The sequence below is a fragment of the Streptococcus equinus genome, assembly GCF_049393735.1.
Lineage (GTDB): Bacteria > Bacillota > Bacilli > Lactobacillales > Streptococcaceae > Streptococcus > Streptococcus equinus_G.
In genome coordinates, this window is record NZ_CP185946.1 from 1616165 (window position 1) to 1631771 (window position 15607).

A 15607-nucleotide genomic window follows, 5' to 3' on the forward strand; every position below is an offset into this window, starting at 1 on the left:
TCGATAGCAGCAAAGTACTATTTCCCATAAATTGGCTTCATTATAGCACAAAAACCAGGCAAGATAACTTACCTGGGCTTTTTTACTTCAATTTATCTTTCAAATATTGTCCTGTGAAGGATTCTTTGACTTTGGCGACTTCTTCTGGTGTGCCTGTGGCAACGATTTGTCCGCCACCGACACCGCCTTCTGGTCCAAGGTCGATAATGTAGTCAGCTGTCTTAATCACATCAAGATTGTGTTCAATGACAAGCACGGTATTTCCGTCATCCACGAAACGTTGAAGGACTTTGAGCAGACGAGCAATGTCATCTGTGTGAAGACCTGTCGTTGGTTCATCAAGGATATAAAGGCTCTTACCAGTTGAGCGTTTGTGAAGTTCACTAGCCAATTTCATACGCTGTGCTTCACCACCAGAAAGGGTTGTGGCTGGTTGTCCAAGAGTAACATAACCAAGTCCAACGTCTTTGATAGTTTGCAATTTGCGTGCGATTTTAGGAATTGGTGCAAAGAATTCAACGGCATCGTTGACTGTCATATCAAGGATTTCAGCGATATTTTTGTCTTTGTAATGAACTTCAAGAGTTTCACTGTTATAACGTGTACCGTGGCAAACCTCGCAAGGCACGTAAACATCTGGCAAAAAGTGCATTTCAATCTTGATAATTCCATCACCAGAACAAGCCTCACAACGCCCACCTTTGACGTTAAATGAGAAGCGCCCTTTCTTGTAACCACGAATTTTAGCTTCATTAGTCTTAGCAAAAAGGTCACGAATATCATCAAAGACGCCTGTATAAGTTGCAGGATTTGAACGCGGTGTACGACCGATTGGGCTTTGGTCAATGTCAATCAAGCGTTCGATATTTTCCACACCTTCAAGTGCTTTATGTTTACCAGGTTTGGCAGAATTTCGGTTTAATTTTTGAGCGACAGCTTTTTTCAAAATACTGTTGACCAAGGTTGATTTTCCAGAACCAGAAACACCTGTGACTGCGATAAATTTACCAAGTGGGAAAGTCACGTCGATATTTTGCAAGTTATTTTCTGAAGCTCCTAGTACGCGAAGAAAACGTCCATTACCTTTGCGACGTTCTAGTGGCACAGGAATTTCTTTAGCACCAGACAAATATTGTCCAGTGATTGATTTTTTGTTTTTAGCCACTTCTTCTGGTGTTCCAGAGGCAACGATTTGCCCACCAAATTCACCTGCACCTGGTCCAACATCAATCAACCAGTCAGCTTGACGCATGGTGTCTTCATCGTGTTCAACAACAATCAAGGTATTACCAAGATCACGCATTTTCTTCAAACTATCAATCAAACGGTCATTATCACGTTGGTGAAGTCCGATTGACGGTTCATCAAGAATATAAAGGACACCTGATAGATTTGAACCAATTTGCGTTGCCAAACGAATACGTTGGCTTTCACCACCTGACAAAGTCCCCGCAGAACGTGACAAAGTCAAATAATTCAAGCCGACATTATTTAAGAAAGTCAAGCGGTCTTTGATTTCTTTGACAATCGGTGTAGCAATTGTTTTTTCATTTTCAGAGAGTTCTAGGTGATTTAGAAGTTCCAAATGGTCAGCCACTGACAAATCAGAAACTTGTCCAATGTTCATGCCATTTTCGCCGCCCACGCGCACACAAAGCGCTTGATTATTCAAACGATAACCGTGACATGTTGGACATGGCAACTCATTCATGTAACCGCGCATGACGTTACGAGTGAAGTCGCTGTTTGTCTCGTGGTAACGACGATTGATATTGTTAACAACACCTTCAAATGGTAGGTCAATGTTACGTTCGCCACCAAAATCATTGACATAATGGAAGTGGAATTCACGCTCACCTGAACCGTAAAGCACAAGATTTTGCTCTTCTTCGCTCAAGTCTTCAAAAGGTGTATCCATATCAACACCAAAAGCTTCCATAGCTTGCTCAAGCATAGCAGGATAATAGTTTGATGAGATCGGATTCCATGGTGCTAGCGCACCTTCACGAAGAGTCTTACTACGATCAGGAATCACCAAATCCAAGTCAACTTCCAGTTTATTTCCTAAACCATCACAGGTTGGACATGAACCAAATGGCGCATTAAATGAAAATAAACGTGGTTCCAATTCGGGAACAGTAAAGCCACAGACTGGGCATGAATAGTGTTCAGAGAAAAGTAATTCATTGCCATCCATAGTGTCGATAATGACATAACCATCAGCCAAACGAAGCGCAGCTTCCACAGAATCAAAGAGACGTGAACGAATGCCGTCTTTATTAATCAAACGGTCAACAACAATTTCGATGTTGTGCATTTTACTCTTAGAAAGCTCAGGCACCTCTGAAATATCATAAATCTCGCCGTCCACGCGCACACGTACATAACCGTCTTTTTGAATACGGTCAAAAATCGTCTTGTGTTGTCCTTTTTTACGACGAACTACAGGCGCCAAAATCTGCATACGCGTACGTTCTGGCAATTCCAAAACTTGGTCAACAATCTGTTCAACAGATGATGCCGTAATAGCACCGTGCCCATTGATACAGTAAGGCGTTCCCACTCGAGCGTACAAAAGGCGCAGATAATCATTGATTTCTGTCGTTGTCCCTACAGTAGAGCGCGGGTTTTTACTAGTTGTTTTTTGGTCAATGGAAATCGCTGGGCTAAGACCCTCAATCGAATCCACATCAGGTTTTTCCATATTTCCAAGAAACATGCGGGCATAAGCTGACAAGCTTTCAACATAGCGACGTTGCCCTTCTGCGTAAATCGTATCAAATGCCAAACTTGATTTTCCTGAACCAGACAAACCAGTCACAACGACCAACTTATCCCGAGGAATTTCAACATTGACATTTTTCAAATTGTGGGCTCGAGCCCCACGAATAATTAATTTATCTTGCATTTTTATGTCACGAACTTAGCTGCTAGTTGCTAAAAACTAAGTTCTATTCCTTTCTTAACATGTACAAAGTTCTACTTATTTTATTATAGCAAATTTTTCTACTTTTCCCTGTCCCCAAAAACTGCTAATTGTAGTATAATAGAGTAGTATGTAAAATTTTGTCGAACTTTCATTTTACTTACTAAAAAAATTGAACAAGAACTAGATACGGCACTATCGCTGGTGAACCTAACTATTTATAGTTTTATAGTTCTTGTATCTCATCGAAAAAGGAGGGGTTGTTTTTATGGAACAAATGTTTCTATCAACAGCGTTAGAGTTTAAAGAAATCAATACATTCGAGCCAGGAGCTTGGATTAATTTGGTCAACCCCTCCCAGGAAGAATCAGTCCAGCTAGCCGAACAATTTAACATTGACATTACTGACCTTCGTGCACCACTCGACCTTGAAGAAACATCTCGTATCTCTGTCGAAGATGATTACACATTGATTATCGTGGACGTGCCAACTTACGAAGAACGTAATAACAAAAGCTACTATGTGACTATTCCGCTAGGTATTATCGTTACGGAAAATGCCGTTATCACAACGTGTTTACAAGAGTTGGCACTGTTTGATAACTTTTTCAACCGTCGCGTTAAAAACTTCTACACATTTATGAAGACACGTTTCGTCTTCCAATTGCTTTATCGCAACGCTGAGCTTTTCCTAACAGCCCTTCGTTCTATCGACCGTCAAAGTGACCGAATCGAAGCTGAATTGGAAAACGCAACTCGTAACGAACAACTCATCGACATGATGGAGCTTGAAAAATCTATCGTCTACTTGAAAGCCTCATTGAAATTCAACGAACGTATCGTAAAAAAACTTTCGAGTAGTACCAGCTCTTTGAAAAAATATATCGAAGACGAAGATTTGCTTGAAGATACTTTGATTGAAACACAACAAGCGATTGAGATGGCTGGCATTTATGAAAATGTCTTGAATGCCATGACCGAAACAACTGCTTCAATCATCAACAACAACCAGAATACAATCATGAAAACCTTGGCACTCATGACCATGGCACTTGATATTCCAACCGTTGTCTTCTCAGCTTACGGGATGAACTTCCAAAATAACTGGTTGCCATTAAATGGTCTACCACATGCCTTTTGGTACATCGTCTTTATCGCAGCCGCTATGAGCTTATCAGTCGTTATTTATTTCTTCAGGAAGAAATGGTTTTAACAGAGTACGTTTTAAGGTAGCTAAAGCTACTCTTAAAACGACGGGAAGTCTTATATGACTTCCCTAACTCTCTTACTAGTTCGAAAAGTGATTAACATCGAATCACTTTTCTCTCGTCGTAACCTTATAGAAGACAACCTAAACCACTCACTAATTCGAATCAAACTTCGAACTAGTAACCTTTATTTAACACAGGTAACATAAACTAGAAACTTTTTATATTATTGAAATTTATAGGCATTTACTAGTTAGAAAAAGCAAGGGGGCTTGTTTTCTCTAACTAATAACTGGCTTTTATAGGAGAATATATTATGGATTTGACAAATCTTACTAAAAAGAACCAAGAATTTATCCACATCGCTACTAATCAATTGATCAAAGATGGTAAAACCGATGCAGAAGTCCAAGCGATTTTAGATGAAGTTATGCCAACAATCCTTGAAAATCAGAAAAAAGGTGTAACAGCTCGTACACTTCTTGGCGCACCAACTGTTTGGGCTGCTTCTTTCACTGAAAAAGCATCTGACAAAAACTCAGATCAAGAAAAGAAAAATGATAACCCTTGGTTAATGTGGCTAGATACTTCACTTCTTTTTGTCGGAGTCGTTGCCATCCTTAACGCTGTAATGGGATTCTTCAATTCTACAACAACAAGTTCTGGGCTTATCTCACTTATCGCTCTTGGTTTTGGTGGGGGTGCTGCAATGTACGCTACTTACTACTTCATCTACCGTCACATCGGAAAACCAAAAAGCGAACGTCCAGGTTGGGGCAAAACTATTTTAGTACTTGGTTTAGCAATGCTTGGATGGGTTCTCCTTTACACAGCTACAGCATTCTTGCCAGCTGCTCTTAACCCACAATTGCCAGCTATCGTTATGCTTATCATCGGTGTCGCATCACTTGTTGGACGTCACTTCTTAGAGAAAAAATACAACATCCTAAACACAATGACACCACAACAATAAAACATAAAAATACCGCTAAGAAAAACTTAGCGGTATTTTTTATTTTGAACGCAAGACAAGAACTACATCATCAGACCAATCTGATTCAATCTTGAATTTATCAATGCTTTTCACACTCATTTTATGAGCTGAAAAATAAGTTTTCTTATGATAGCGAACATTAAAGTCATCACGTCCATTTTCATCAATAGTTTTCATCTTGGCATCATTTAAATAAAAGTCAACTTTTAAAGCATCTTCTAAACTTTCCTTTGAAAACATGACATAAATCGTTCCTGAAAATTCATCAGGTAAATCAATTTCTTCGCCAATCTCAACTGGCATAGTTGCTTCTATATCCATCTGATTAGCTTCACTTTGATAAGTTTTACTTGTCTCAGTTTTAACATCGTAAAACGTTTCTGAAACAGCACTACATCCAGATAATGTCCCAATTAATAAAACAAGCAGCAAAAACTTAATCTTTTTCATCATAATCTCTCCTATATTCTAAAATATCCCCTGGCTGACAATCCAACTCTCTACAAATATTCATAAGCGTGTTAAATCTGACACCTTTAGCCTTACCAGTTTTTAAAATTGATAAATTAGCTTCAGTAATACCTATTTTTTCAGCCAATTCTTTAGATGTCATATTTCTAGACTTGATGATTTTGTCTAAATGAACTTTTATTTCTTCCATATCAAATAATCTCGTCGTAATCTTTTTGTACTTGATAACCTCGTTTTAAAACAAGAAGCCCAGCAGCATTAATCACTATAAAAGCAAAGTTTACCAAATAATCTTTAACTGACAAATCAAATAATCCACTTGTATTTTCAATACTAAAGAAATTAAAAATGATATTGATAAATAGTTCAATACCTGTGGATAAGAGTAAATATCGAAAAGTCTCAGAAAGGAATTTGACGTTTTCAAAAGTAAAGTAAATGTCATTTTGGAAATTTATCAACAACTTATCCAAAACAAACATCATTTTCGAAACGAAATACAGAATAACTCCCGCTGATACAAGAACTAATATCGGAAAAAAGATAGGAACCTGAAGACTATCTGCTCCATAATCCAAACTAAAATCCGTTCCATGACGTTGCCCAGCAAAAAATACACCAAAAATTCCTAATGTAACAAATCCAATTCCTAAAACTGATACATACCGAACAAATTTGAGAACTTTTCTCCCAATTTCTAAAATAATATTCTCCATATGTTACCTAAATTATTGTTTTACAATAATCTCCTTTCAAAAATTATTATAAAACAATAATCTTATCTTGTAAACCATAATAACTACTTTTCCACAATAAAAAAACGACTTCAAATGAAGTCGTTTTTTCTGTTCACCGCAACGAATTAGTCTTCGTTTACGAATGGCATAAGAGCCATAACGCGAGCGCGTTTGATAGCTGTTGTTACTTTACGTTGGTTTTTAGCTGAAGTTCCAGTTACGCGACGTGGAAGAATTTTACCACGTTCTGAAACGAAACGGCTAAGAAGCTCAGTATCTTTGTAATCAACATATTCAATTTTGTTAGCTGCGATATAATCAACTTTTTTACGGCGTTTGAATCCGCCACGACGTTGTTGAGCCATGTTTTATTCTCCTTTATATTATTGTTGTTTCAAGTTTGTACTTGAGTTGTCCATATCCATTAGAATGGAAGATCGTCATCTGAAATGTCCATTGGGTTTGAGTTACCAAATGGGCTTTCGTCACGACCGAAATTAGGTGTTTGTTGTGAAGGTTGTGATGAGAAACCACCGTTTGAAGATCCACCAAATGATGAATTGTTATTGAATCCACCATTGTAAGAACCACCAGATTGTCCTTCACGTGTAGCACGGCTTTCCAAGATTTGGAAGCTATCTGCAACAATCTCAGTTACGTAAACGCGCTGACCTTGTTGGTTTTCATAGTTACGAGTCTGAATACGACCTGTAACTCCAACCAAAGTACCTTTTTTAGCCCAGTTAGCCAAGTTTTCAGCTTGCTGACGCCAAATCACGCAGTTAATAAAATCAGCTTCGCGTTCACCATTTTGGTTCTTGAAGTTACGGTTTACAGCGAGTGTAAAAGTTGCAACTGCCTGATTAGATGGTGTGTAACGGAGTTCTGCATCGCGGGTCATACGACCAACAAGTACTACATTATTAATCATAAGACACCTTCTTACGCGTCGATTTTAACGATCATGTGACGAAGAATGTCACCGTTGATTTTTGAAAGACGGTCGAACTCGTTAAGAGCTGCAGCATCTTCTGCTTCAACGTTAACAACGTGGTAAAGTCCTTCACGGAAATCTTGGATTTCGTATGCAAGACGACGTTTTTCCCAGTCTTTTGATTCAACAACAGTTGCACCGTTGTCAGTCAAGATAGAGTCAAAGCGTGCTACCAAAGCGTTTTTAGCTTCTTCTTCAATGTTTGGACGAATAATGTAAAGAATTTCGTATTTAGCCATTGATATTTTTCCTCCTTTTGGTCTAATGACCCGTGAATCTAATCACGAGTAAGTGAGGTATACTCACAATAAAACATTATACTATACCTTGAGGTATTGTGCAAGAGATAAGCGGGAAAGAAAGTGCTTTTATCACAAAAACTTTAGAAATTTTTCTAATCTTTTTGTCAAAACAAAAAAGCAGTTTTTAATGCTGCTCTTTTAGGACTAGAATTCGCCTTTATTAGAAACCACTAGGTTAGTCTCATAAAGTTCAGTCGCAAAGTCTAATTCTTTTCTAAAAGCATTTGCTGCTTCACGATTTTCAAAAATCTTCTGTGCTTGGACATATTGTTGTCCACTACGCCAATACATTTTTCTTACGACCCACATGTCCTTACCTCGCTTTTAGCTAGTATAAGGTTGATTATACCACAAATTGTTAAACAATTCATAAAATTAAGTCATGTTTTTAATTTTTAATATAACCTTAAAATTAACTTAACAAGATTTTTGTGAAAGCGTAACAAAAAGAGTGGGTCACTCGACTCACCCTTTTATTTTTTAATCGTTGTTAAAATATTTTTTAAGCTGATTAATCGTATCTTGATAATTATTAGATGATGCTTGTGGTCTCTTAAGTCCTTTTTGACTCAAGTATGAACCAACTCGGTCACCATGTCGTTTGAGGTAAGCACTACTTGTCACCACAAAGATATAAATAACAATAGCAAGACAAATCGGAATACCGATAAATGGTGCAATATAAAGCGCATTGAGCTGCATGGCATCGGAAGTGGTCTTAGCTTCACCATCAGCATTTGGAATGCGGTGCCCGCGTACCAGTAGACGTTGGGTATTTATCCCGTAAGGTGTACATGTCACCAAAGTCAGATAATCTTGATTGGGATCAATCGTCAAATCTGAAAAGTCTGTTGGCTCAACCACGCGAATCTGATCAACTTCATAAGTCAATGTTTCATTCAAAACATGGATGGTAAAGGTATCTCCTTCACGCAATTTATCCAAATCAGAAAACAGTTTAGCCGAAGGCAAGCCACGGTGTCCTGATACGACACAGTGTGTTCCTTTACCACCAACGGGAAGCGAACTACCTGCTAAATGTCCGATTGAAGTTTGTAAAACCTTATCTGATGTGCCATGATAAATACTTAATTTAATGTTGATTTTTGGGATACTGATGTAACCCATCGCCCCATCATGATTGAAATTTAACTGTGATTCATAATCTTTTTTTTGCTCATCAGTCATATCCCAGTTCATGCTGGTTAGTCTCTTATTGTAATCCTCTGCTTGAGTGAGAATCTTGTCATACTCTTTCTCAGACATGTTTGAAACACTCTTAGCATAGGACATAATTCCTTTTGTCTGGTGAAATGAGTTCCAATAGTCACTCAAAGACGGGTAAGTTACCAAGCCCAGCCCGATGAGAAAGACGAGGGGCATTATCAAAGATTTCCAATGTTGCTTTAACCACGCCACTGCTTTTTCTCCTTTCTGCTGGCAAATTCTTTCTAAAAAGAATCATCTTCGAAAATAGACTCGTGCTACTTTCGAAGATGTTCTAACGATTAATCATTAAAGATTTTTAACACGACGTTTTGCAACCATGTAAACAGATGCTACCAAGATAGCAGCGGCACCAACTACATAAAGCATTTTTGTACCAAATGAACCAGTTGATGGTAATTCAGTACCTTTTTGGTTAACTACATCAGCTCTAGCTCCATCTGCTTCAACTGTGACAGATTTACGTTCAGTCAATTTATTATAACCTGCAGGGGCTTTAACTTCTTCAAGGTAATAAGTACCTTTGTCTAAACCATTAACAAATGCAGCACCAGCTGGGATAACATCAACAGCACTTGAAGTTTCATCACTTGTTGCTAGACGATAGTAACCTTCTGCAATTTTCACAAACTTGATTTCATTACCGCCAGTAGCAGCATCGTAAACTTTGAATTCAGCACCTGACAAAAGGGCATTACTTGAGTCAATCTTACGAATTGCAAATCCTAAGGTATCAACTTCTGCTTCGTTAGTAGTAATAGTATTTGAGTTGTCGCCATAGTTATAAGTGATATCAGCTTTATTGGTTGCTTTACCACTTAGAGAGTCAGTAGTAGCTGCTCCAGGTTTTACAGTAGCAGAGTAAGTAAGTACCACTTCTGCTGGAGTAGAATATAGTGAATCACCAGTAGTTGCATCTACCCAAGGAAGAACAACTGTCAATTTACCAGTGGCAGAATCTTTAGTGACAGTTTTTTGAGTAACAGCTGTACCATTTACTGTAACAGCTACATTTTCTGAATTGATATCCAAGTTAACTGGTGTATCGACGATAGTGTAACTTGTGATTTTTTTACCTACATTATTACTAACATAATAGTTAGTTGCGCTGAATGAAACAGTGTAATTAACTGTATCACCAATTGCAGCTGTTGATTTTTTTACATTTGTATCTAAAGCTGTTGTTACTGTTTTACCACCACCAGTTGGAGTACTTGGAGCAGATGTATTTTTATCAATAACATTTACATCTGGAGTTGTACTGTCAATGGTAAGAACAGTACCTAGAGAAGATTCAACAAAGTAATAACCATAAGTTAATCCAGTAAAACTTAATGTGTTTTCACTTGCAGTTGCTGAAGCTGTTGGAGTAGCTGAAGTACCTCCAACAAATGTCTTTGCCCAAGTTTTAAAATCATCACTTCCCACTACTGACTGAGTAGTAGTTGATTTTGCTGTAACATTTCCAGCAGTATCAACATCAAAATACTCAGACACATCACTTGCTGTTTTACCGCTTGGTAATGTATAAGCAATAGCATTATTTGCACCGACTGTGGCATCAAAAAGTTTGTAAAGCTTATATGTTTTCCCAACTTGAGCATTTTGGATTGTGATAGTGGCTGCTCCTCCCTGACCACTATCAACAGTTTGAGCAGATACTTGACCACCTGTAAAGACAAGTGCAACTGCTGCTACGAGGAATGCAATCACATTTCTAATCTTTTTCATAGTTAACCTTCTTTCTTTTTTATCCTAAAAAACTGTAAAACGACTAAATATATTATTTGATAATTACCTCCTAACCACTTTTATTAATAGCTTTTTTCCACCTATTAAAGATGGTAGCTAGGGTAGCAATAATCATTAAAATAATACCTGTAGCGACGATTTTCTTCGTACCAATGCCACCACTGCTTGGTAGTTCACTACCAGCTGGGTTAACCACTTGGAGACGATTGTTATAATTTGAAGAACCATTTACTAATCGTCTTACATTATCATTTTCTGCTTGGTTACCAGCTGCATCCGTAAGAATTACGGTGTAAGTAGAATTATCAAATTCGTCACGGTCTTCAACAACCCTGAAGTAAACAGTTTTATTGATAATCCTGTGTCCATCTGGAGCAGTATTTTGAGTGAGGCGATATCGTCCTGGAGTTAATCCACTGAGGTTAACACCAGATTCAGAATTAATCTGGATATCGTTCCAACTACTATCAGTTACCGTCCACACATCACCACTACGTTGTTCAAGCTTGAAGCTTCCGCCAGAAAGTGGATTCCAGCTAGCATCTGTAACTTGAAGATTAACTGTTGGATATACAAGTAAGTGACCATGTGTGATTGAGATATTGTAGTTAGTTGGGTTGGTATTAGGCATCAATGTGTAAGTAAAGTAGTTATAACTTGTACCAGGGAATGTTTGACTACCTGTGAAGTTATAAGATTGGACACCTTCACCTATGACAAAACCATCGGTATCAGTCATTTCACTTGGAGTGACAGTGTGTGCTGTCAATGGAGTACCATCGTAAGCTTTTGAGGCTTCCGCTGATGTCAAAACAACATTACGTTTGTAAATTGTTAACGTTGCATTTGACACTTGGAAGTGAACATCAAAGTTAGGGTCTGTATTAGTAAATTGGTTAGTCAAGTTCAAGACATATGATCCAGCATCTTTTGCAGTAAGACTTGAATCTGAACCATTAAATTGAACCTTATCTTCTGTGTAAAGACTCGTACTAATACGTGTAATATGATATCCAACTGTTGAATATGTACCGTCATAAACTTTTGCGATACTATCACCGTCAATCATGACAGATACATAAAGCGGAATAACCGTTAGCGTACCAGGTACGTAAACAATATTGTAATAATCAGTTCGGTCATCACCATCATCGTTAGTGATTGTAATGTCTGATGGTGTTGTGCTACTTGTTCCGACGTTAGTTTGAGAACCAGAATAAGTGATTGAACCAATCTTATCACCACTTTGTAGTGAAAGTCTGTAAGAATCATTTATATCTGATAAACCATTGCTCTTAAGAGCTGTACCATCATAAGCTTTTTCCTTATCACGCGCTACGATATTAAGATCTTTCTTATAGTAGAAATTAATATCAATATTTTCACCACCTCGGAAGGTGTAAATATCTTTCACGCTCGTAGGATTATTACTATCAGTCACATCTTTTCCTGTGTGATAAGTGTATCCTGGAATATTTATATGATGGTCAATTGTGTCACAAGTACCACCTTCACCGATTGTTTCTTCAACTGGTGCAATACCAGGGATTGGATTACCATCCATATCAAGGTAATGGAAAGTAATGTTACCATCTGTTTTCTTACTGTAATAGAATGTGATAACGTTGTTTGCTGAACTTGAAGTCAAGGTCAATGTCAAAACGTCATCTAGTGGATAGTAATCAGAACCAACATCAGCTGCGATTTCCTTAACACGAACCGTATCACCAGAAACGGTCTTAGTGACTTCTTGTTTAAGGACTTCGTTCGTACCTTGCAACAAGTAACGGACGGTGTAACTAACTTCTGATTGTTTTCTACTATAGTAGAATGTGATGACATTATTTTCATAATCTAGGCTAATAGATTTTTCATTATTACCAGGACGATAACCAGTGATTGCCAAGGCTTTTTCAGTAATATTATCACCGATTTGAAGCGCTGGGCTTGTTACGACCTTATCAGGTTCTAGTTTGCTGCCAGTGTCAGCATCAAGGTATTGAACAGTGTAAGTCAATGGATTTAATTTCCAATGAGCAGTCAATACAGTATCTGATGTGATTGGCTTAGTCCAGTCAAATCGTTTACCGCTCTGGTCGAACCAGCCATCAAAGGTGTAGTGTTCTCGAGTAGGGTCAGCTGGTGCTTGCGCACAAACATATTTTTCAACAGATTGTGTCGCAGGGGTAGCACCTTCACCGCCATTCAAATCAAATGAAACATTATAACGTGGAGGATTCCACTTAGCATACAAAATCACGTTGTGATTTGGCATTATGCTAAAGTTATAAGGCGTTGTCAACATCGAATCCTCATACCAACCACCCCAAGTATAGTCACTATCAACACCACTTGGTCGACTTGGAACGTAATTATAAGTTGATGATGAAATATCTGCTTCATATGGAATGTTAGAAATCGTATTTACTTCATCATTTTCATAGAAGTAATTGATTTTGAAACTATCACGGTCATAGTAGAAGCGATAAATTCTTTGATTTGTATTACTACCATAATATTGAACACCGTTTGCTACAAAGTTTTGGTCAGTGCGGTAAGTATAACCAAAGATTTCTTTTGCGGTAAATGTACCAGATGTAAAGATAAATGATTGGCTATATTTATCTGACTTGACATAAGAACCATCAGGTTGTTGCAACCAATATTCAGCTGTGTAGTTATTACCATTGTTTGTCCAATAAGCTTCAAACGTTCTTGTTGTTCCTGAATTTGGCAAAAGTTCTGGCACAACTTCTTGACGTTTAGTCTTGTATTCATTTTCCCAAGAGTCAAACAACGTATTGTTATCAACATTACCAAGCAGATTAGTATAATAAACTTCCATAGGGTTAGAAGTTGAACTTGGCCATACACTTGAAACATCTTGTCCTAAAACAATATCATGTAAGACATATTCTGAATCCTTGTAGACATGTCCGCCCATGTTAATACGTCCACGTGTATAGTTAGTAAACCAACCATCCCTGTGGTTCAAGTTAAATACAAACGTATAGCGAATCAAGCTATAGTAAACGTTCAAAACAGATGAACCATCGGCTGCTATGACAACTGATGATGTGCTGTTTGGTCCACCAGCCGCATTTTCACGTTGATAACCTTTTGGAACACTAGCAAGGTTCGGTGCACTTGAAGCAGTTATTGTCGTATCAACAGTTGCACTTCGTGTAATCGAACTATCGTAAACATAGTGGGTTGTGTTAGTCGTGTTATCATAAACTTCTTTGAAGTAAGCTATTGTATAACCGACTCTATCAGCTTTCCACTTAGCATATAGTGTTTTATTATCATTTAGAGTAACATTACCAGTAATCTTATTACCGGTTAGCTGTGGATTATCATACCAGCCATCAAAAGAGTAACCTTTTTTCTGTGGTACCACACTTGTTATAGGAACTGATTCTCCATATTTACCAATTGTTGGTTCAACATAATAACCACCGTTGGTGTTATATGAAAGTTCAAAATCCTTACGCGTGTAGTAAACGTACAAATCTTGTCCTTGAGCTTGAGTAAGCGTTACTGAATTTGTTCGTTCAAAATCAGCATAATTATAAGTCAAGACTTGTGGTCTGATTGTTGATCCGATAACACCATGAGCTTGAACAGCTTCGATTTGTGTATAACCACTACCAGTTAAATCTTTCAACATGTAATGGATGTTGTAAGTTGCATCCGCAGCGACATATGGCACTCGAATTGTGAATTTCTTATCGACAGTACCATCTGCAGCATCCCTAGCTGCTAAATCATTAGCATCAACTAACTCAATAGTAGATTGGCTTGGATAATAAACTTCACCATCAGGTACACTTGAATCATCTTCTGGTCTTACAGAAGGTGGTGGTGTTACACGATAAGGAGTATCTTTGACTTCAACGTGGTGAATATCATTACCAAATACAGTATCTTCACCCGAAGAATTGTTATGGTAATAATATTGAATAGTAACGTTGTAAATCTTGATTTCAGAATACTCAGCAACGATAGTCATATCACCTGTAATTGTGGTATCTTCAGTGACTGTTGAGCCGTCAGCTGCATTAACCCATCTACTGAAACGATAACCTTCACGATAAACTGGCGTTGGAAAGACTGAAATTGTTCCTCCATCGACAATTTGTGCGGTTGTCATTTCATGTTCGACACCATCATTATCAGTGTACTTGAACGTTACATTGTGAGTCGTTGTAGATCTTGTACCACCAACTTTATTAACACTTTCTTTTGACTCAGAAGGATTACTTGATGTCACCAAAGCATAAGCTGAAAATTGACTATGGTCAAAAGAAACTGAAGTGATTTTATGATCGATTTCTTTGACATCTTTTTGTGAAATATTTTCTTGTGAACCATCGTCAGGAAAATGCAAAACATCAAAATTATCTTTTGCATCCATCGCTTGACTTGGTGTGATTGTCACCTTAACGTCAGCTTTTGGTTCAACTTTTTCACCTTTTGATTCAAAAGTAATGTCATAGAAAAGGACATTATCAATCGTCTTTCCTGTTAAAGTATTTTGTACTTTTTCGTAATTTCCTTGATAAGCTTCATCATCAGTTTTGATTTCTTGAACAGTCAAACTTGTATCTTTAGGCAATTGCGCATCTGCATTAACATCAGCTGTAATCGTGTAATCTTGATTAGTAGCTGTCAATGTTGTTGCCTGTGTGATCAAGTCATCCTCGGTAGATTCTGGCTGAGATGTATCGGCTTCTTGTGAGCTTTCAGTGGTAGAACTTAGACTGCTATCTGATTCTCCCATGGCTGGAAGACTCGGCGGCGACTGACTACTTTGTTCTACTTCAACGCCAGGCTCTTCTCTAGCTCTTTCAATATCTAATGTGATAGCTGGCAAGATTAGAAGGTATGTCGTTACCAGAGCTACCATTACGGCAAGGAAAGTCGCAAGCTTTTTATGCTTTTTAATTAAATTACTTTTTCTAAAAAAATTTCCCATCGGCTCTCACTCTCCTCC

13 protein-coding genes are annotated in these 15607 nt (G+C 37.8%); 2 read left to right on the top strand and 11 right to left on the bottom strand.

Annotation, left to right across the window (positions count from 1 at the left end):
• Positions 1 to 82 precede the first annotated feature (82 nt).
• Positions 83 to 2908 carry an excinuclease ABC subunit UvrA gene (gene uvrA / locus ACNTMY_RS08125; RefSeq protein ID WP_243602798.1) on the bottom strand — a complete coding sequence of 942 codons (2826 nt, stop codon included), beginning with the start codon at positions 2906 to 2908 and terminating at the stop codon, positions 83 to 85.
• A 286-nt stretch (positions 2909 to 3194) separates the two neighbouring features.
• Here uvrA and ACNTMY_RS08130 point away from each other — a divergent pair, with 286 nt between their 5' ends.
• Positions 3195 to 4139, top strand: coding sequence for a magnesium transporter CorA family protein (locus ACNTMY_RS08130; RefSeq protein ID WP_423216077.1), 945 nt, complete (start codon positions 3195 to 3197; stop codon positions 4137 to 4139).
• A gap of 311 nt (positions 4140 to 4450) precedes the next feature.
• Positions 4451 to 5107: a DUF1129 domain-containing protein gene (locus ACNTMY_RS08135; RefSeq protein ID WP_134775613.1), complete on the top strand. Its 657-nt coding sequence runs from the start codon at positions 4451 to 4453 to the stop codon at positions 5105 to 5107.
• A 39-nt stretch (positions 5108 to 5146) separates the two neighbouring features.
• On the opposite strand, the gene ACNTMY_RS08140 is transcribed toward ACNTMY_RS08135, so the two are convergent.
• The 10 genes from ACNTMY_RS08140 to ACNTMY_RS08185 all read right to left on the bottom strand — a co-directional run bounded on the left by ACNTMY_RS08140 (position 5147) and on the right by ACNTMY_RS08185 (position 15589).
• Positions 5147 to 5581: a hypothetical protein gene (locus ACNTMY_RS08140; RefSeq protein ID WP_423216078.1), complete on the bottom strand. Its 435-nt coding sequence runs from the start codon at positions 5579 to 5581 to the stop codon at positions 5147 to 5149.
• Positions 5565 to 5789, bottom strand: a complete 225-nt coding sequence (locus ACNTMY_RS08145; protein ID WP_423216079.1) for a helix-turn-helix domain-containing protein — start codon at positions 5787 to 5789, stop codon at positions 5565 to 5567. Before ACNTMY_RS08145 ends, ACNTMY_RS08140 begins: the two co-directional genes overlap by 17 nt.
• A gap of 1 nt (position 5790) precedes the next feature.
• Positions 5791 to 6315 (bottom strand): DUF2975 domain-containing protein, encoded by a 525-nt coding sequence (locus tag ACNTMY_RS08150; RefSeq protein ID WP_423216080.1) that lies wholly within the window; start codon positions 6313 to 6315, stop codon positions 5791 to 5793.
• A 146-nt stretch (positions 6316 to 6461) separates the two neighbouring features.
• Positions 6462 to 6701 carry a 30S ribosomal protein S18 gene (gene rpsR / locus ACNTMY_RS08155; RefSeq protein WP_000068664.1) on the bottom strand — a complete coding sequence of 80 codons (240 nt, stop codon included), beginning with the start codon at positions 6699 to 6701 and terminating at the stop codon, positions 6462 to 6464.
• Between the two features lie 59 nt (positions 6702 to 6760).
• The gene (locus ACNTMY_RS08160) at positions 6761 to 7267 is read right to left on the bottom strand and encodes a single-stranded DNA-binding protein (protein WP_423216081.1); all 507 of its coding nucleotides are present in this window, start codon (positions 7265 to 7267) and stop codon (positions 6761 to 6763) included.
• Between the two features lie 11 nt (positions 7268 to 7278).
• Positions 7279 to 7569 (bottom strand): 30S ribosomal protein S6, encoded by a 291-nt coding sequence (gene rpsF / locus ACNTMY_RS08165; RefSeq protein WP_423216082.1) that lies wholly within the window; start codon positions 7567 to 7569, stop codon positions 7279 to 7281.
• A 207-nt stretch (positions 7570 to 7776) separates the two neighbouring features.
• Positions 7777 to 7923, bottom strand: a complete 147-nt coding sequence (locus tag ACNTMY_RS08170) for an ATP-dependent protease (protein ID WP_423216083.1) — start codon at positions 7921 to 7923, stop codon at positions 7777 to 7779.
• Positions 7924 to 8112: 189 nt separating this feature from the next.
• Positions 8113 to 9051 (bottom strand): class C sortase, encoded by a 939-nt coding sequence (locus ACNTMY_RS08175; RefSeq protein ID WP_423216084.1) that lies wholly within the window; start codon positions 9049 to 9051, stop codon positions 8113 to 8115.
• Between the two features lie 96 nt (positions 9052 to 9147).
• Positions 9148 to 10590 carry a SpaA isopeptide-forming pilin-related protein gene (locus ACNTMY_RS08180; protein ID WP_423216085.1) on the bottom strand — a complete coding sequence of 481 codons (1443 nt, stop codon included), beginning with the start codon at positions 10588 to 10590 and terminating at the stop codon, positions 9148 to 9150.
• A 70-nt stretch (positions 10591 to 10660) separates the two neighbouring features.
• Positions 10661 to 15589, bottom strand: a complete 4929-nt coding sequence (locus ACNTMY_RS08185) for an InlB B-repeat-containing protein (protein WP_423216086.1) — start codon at positions 15587 to 15589, stop codon at positions 10661 to 10663.
• Positions 15590 to 15607 lie beyond the last annotated feature (18 nt).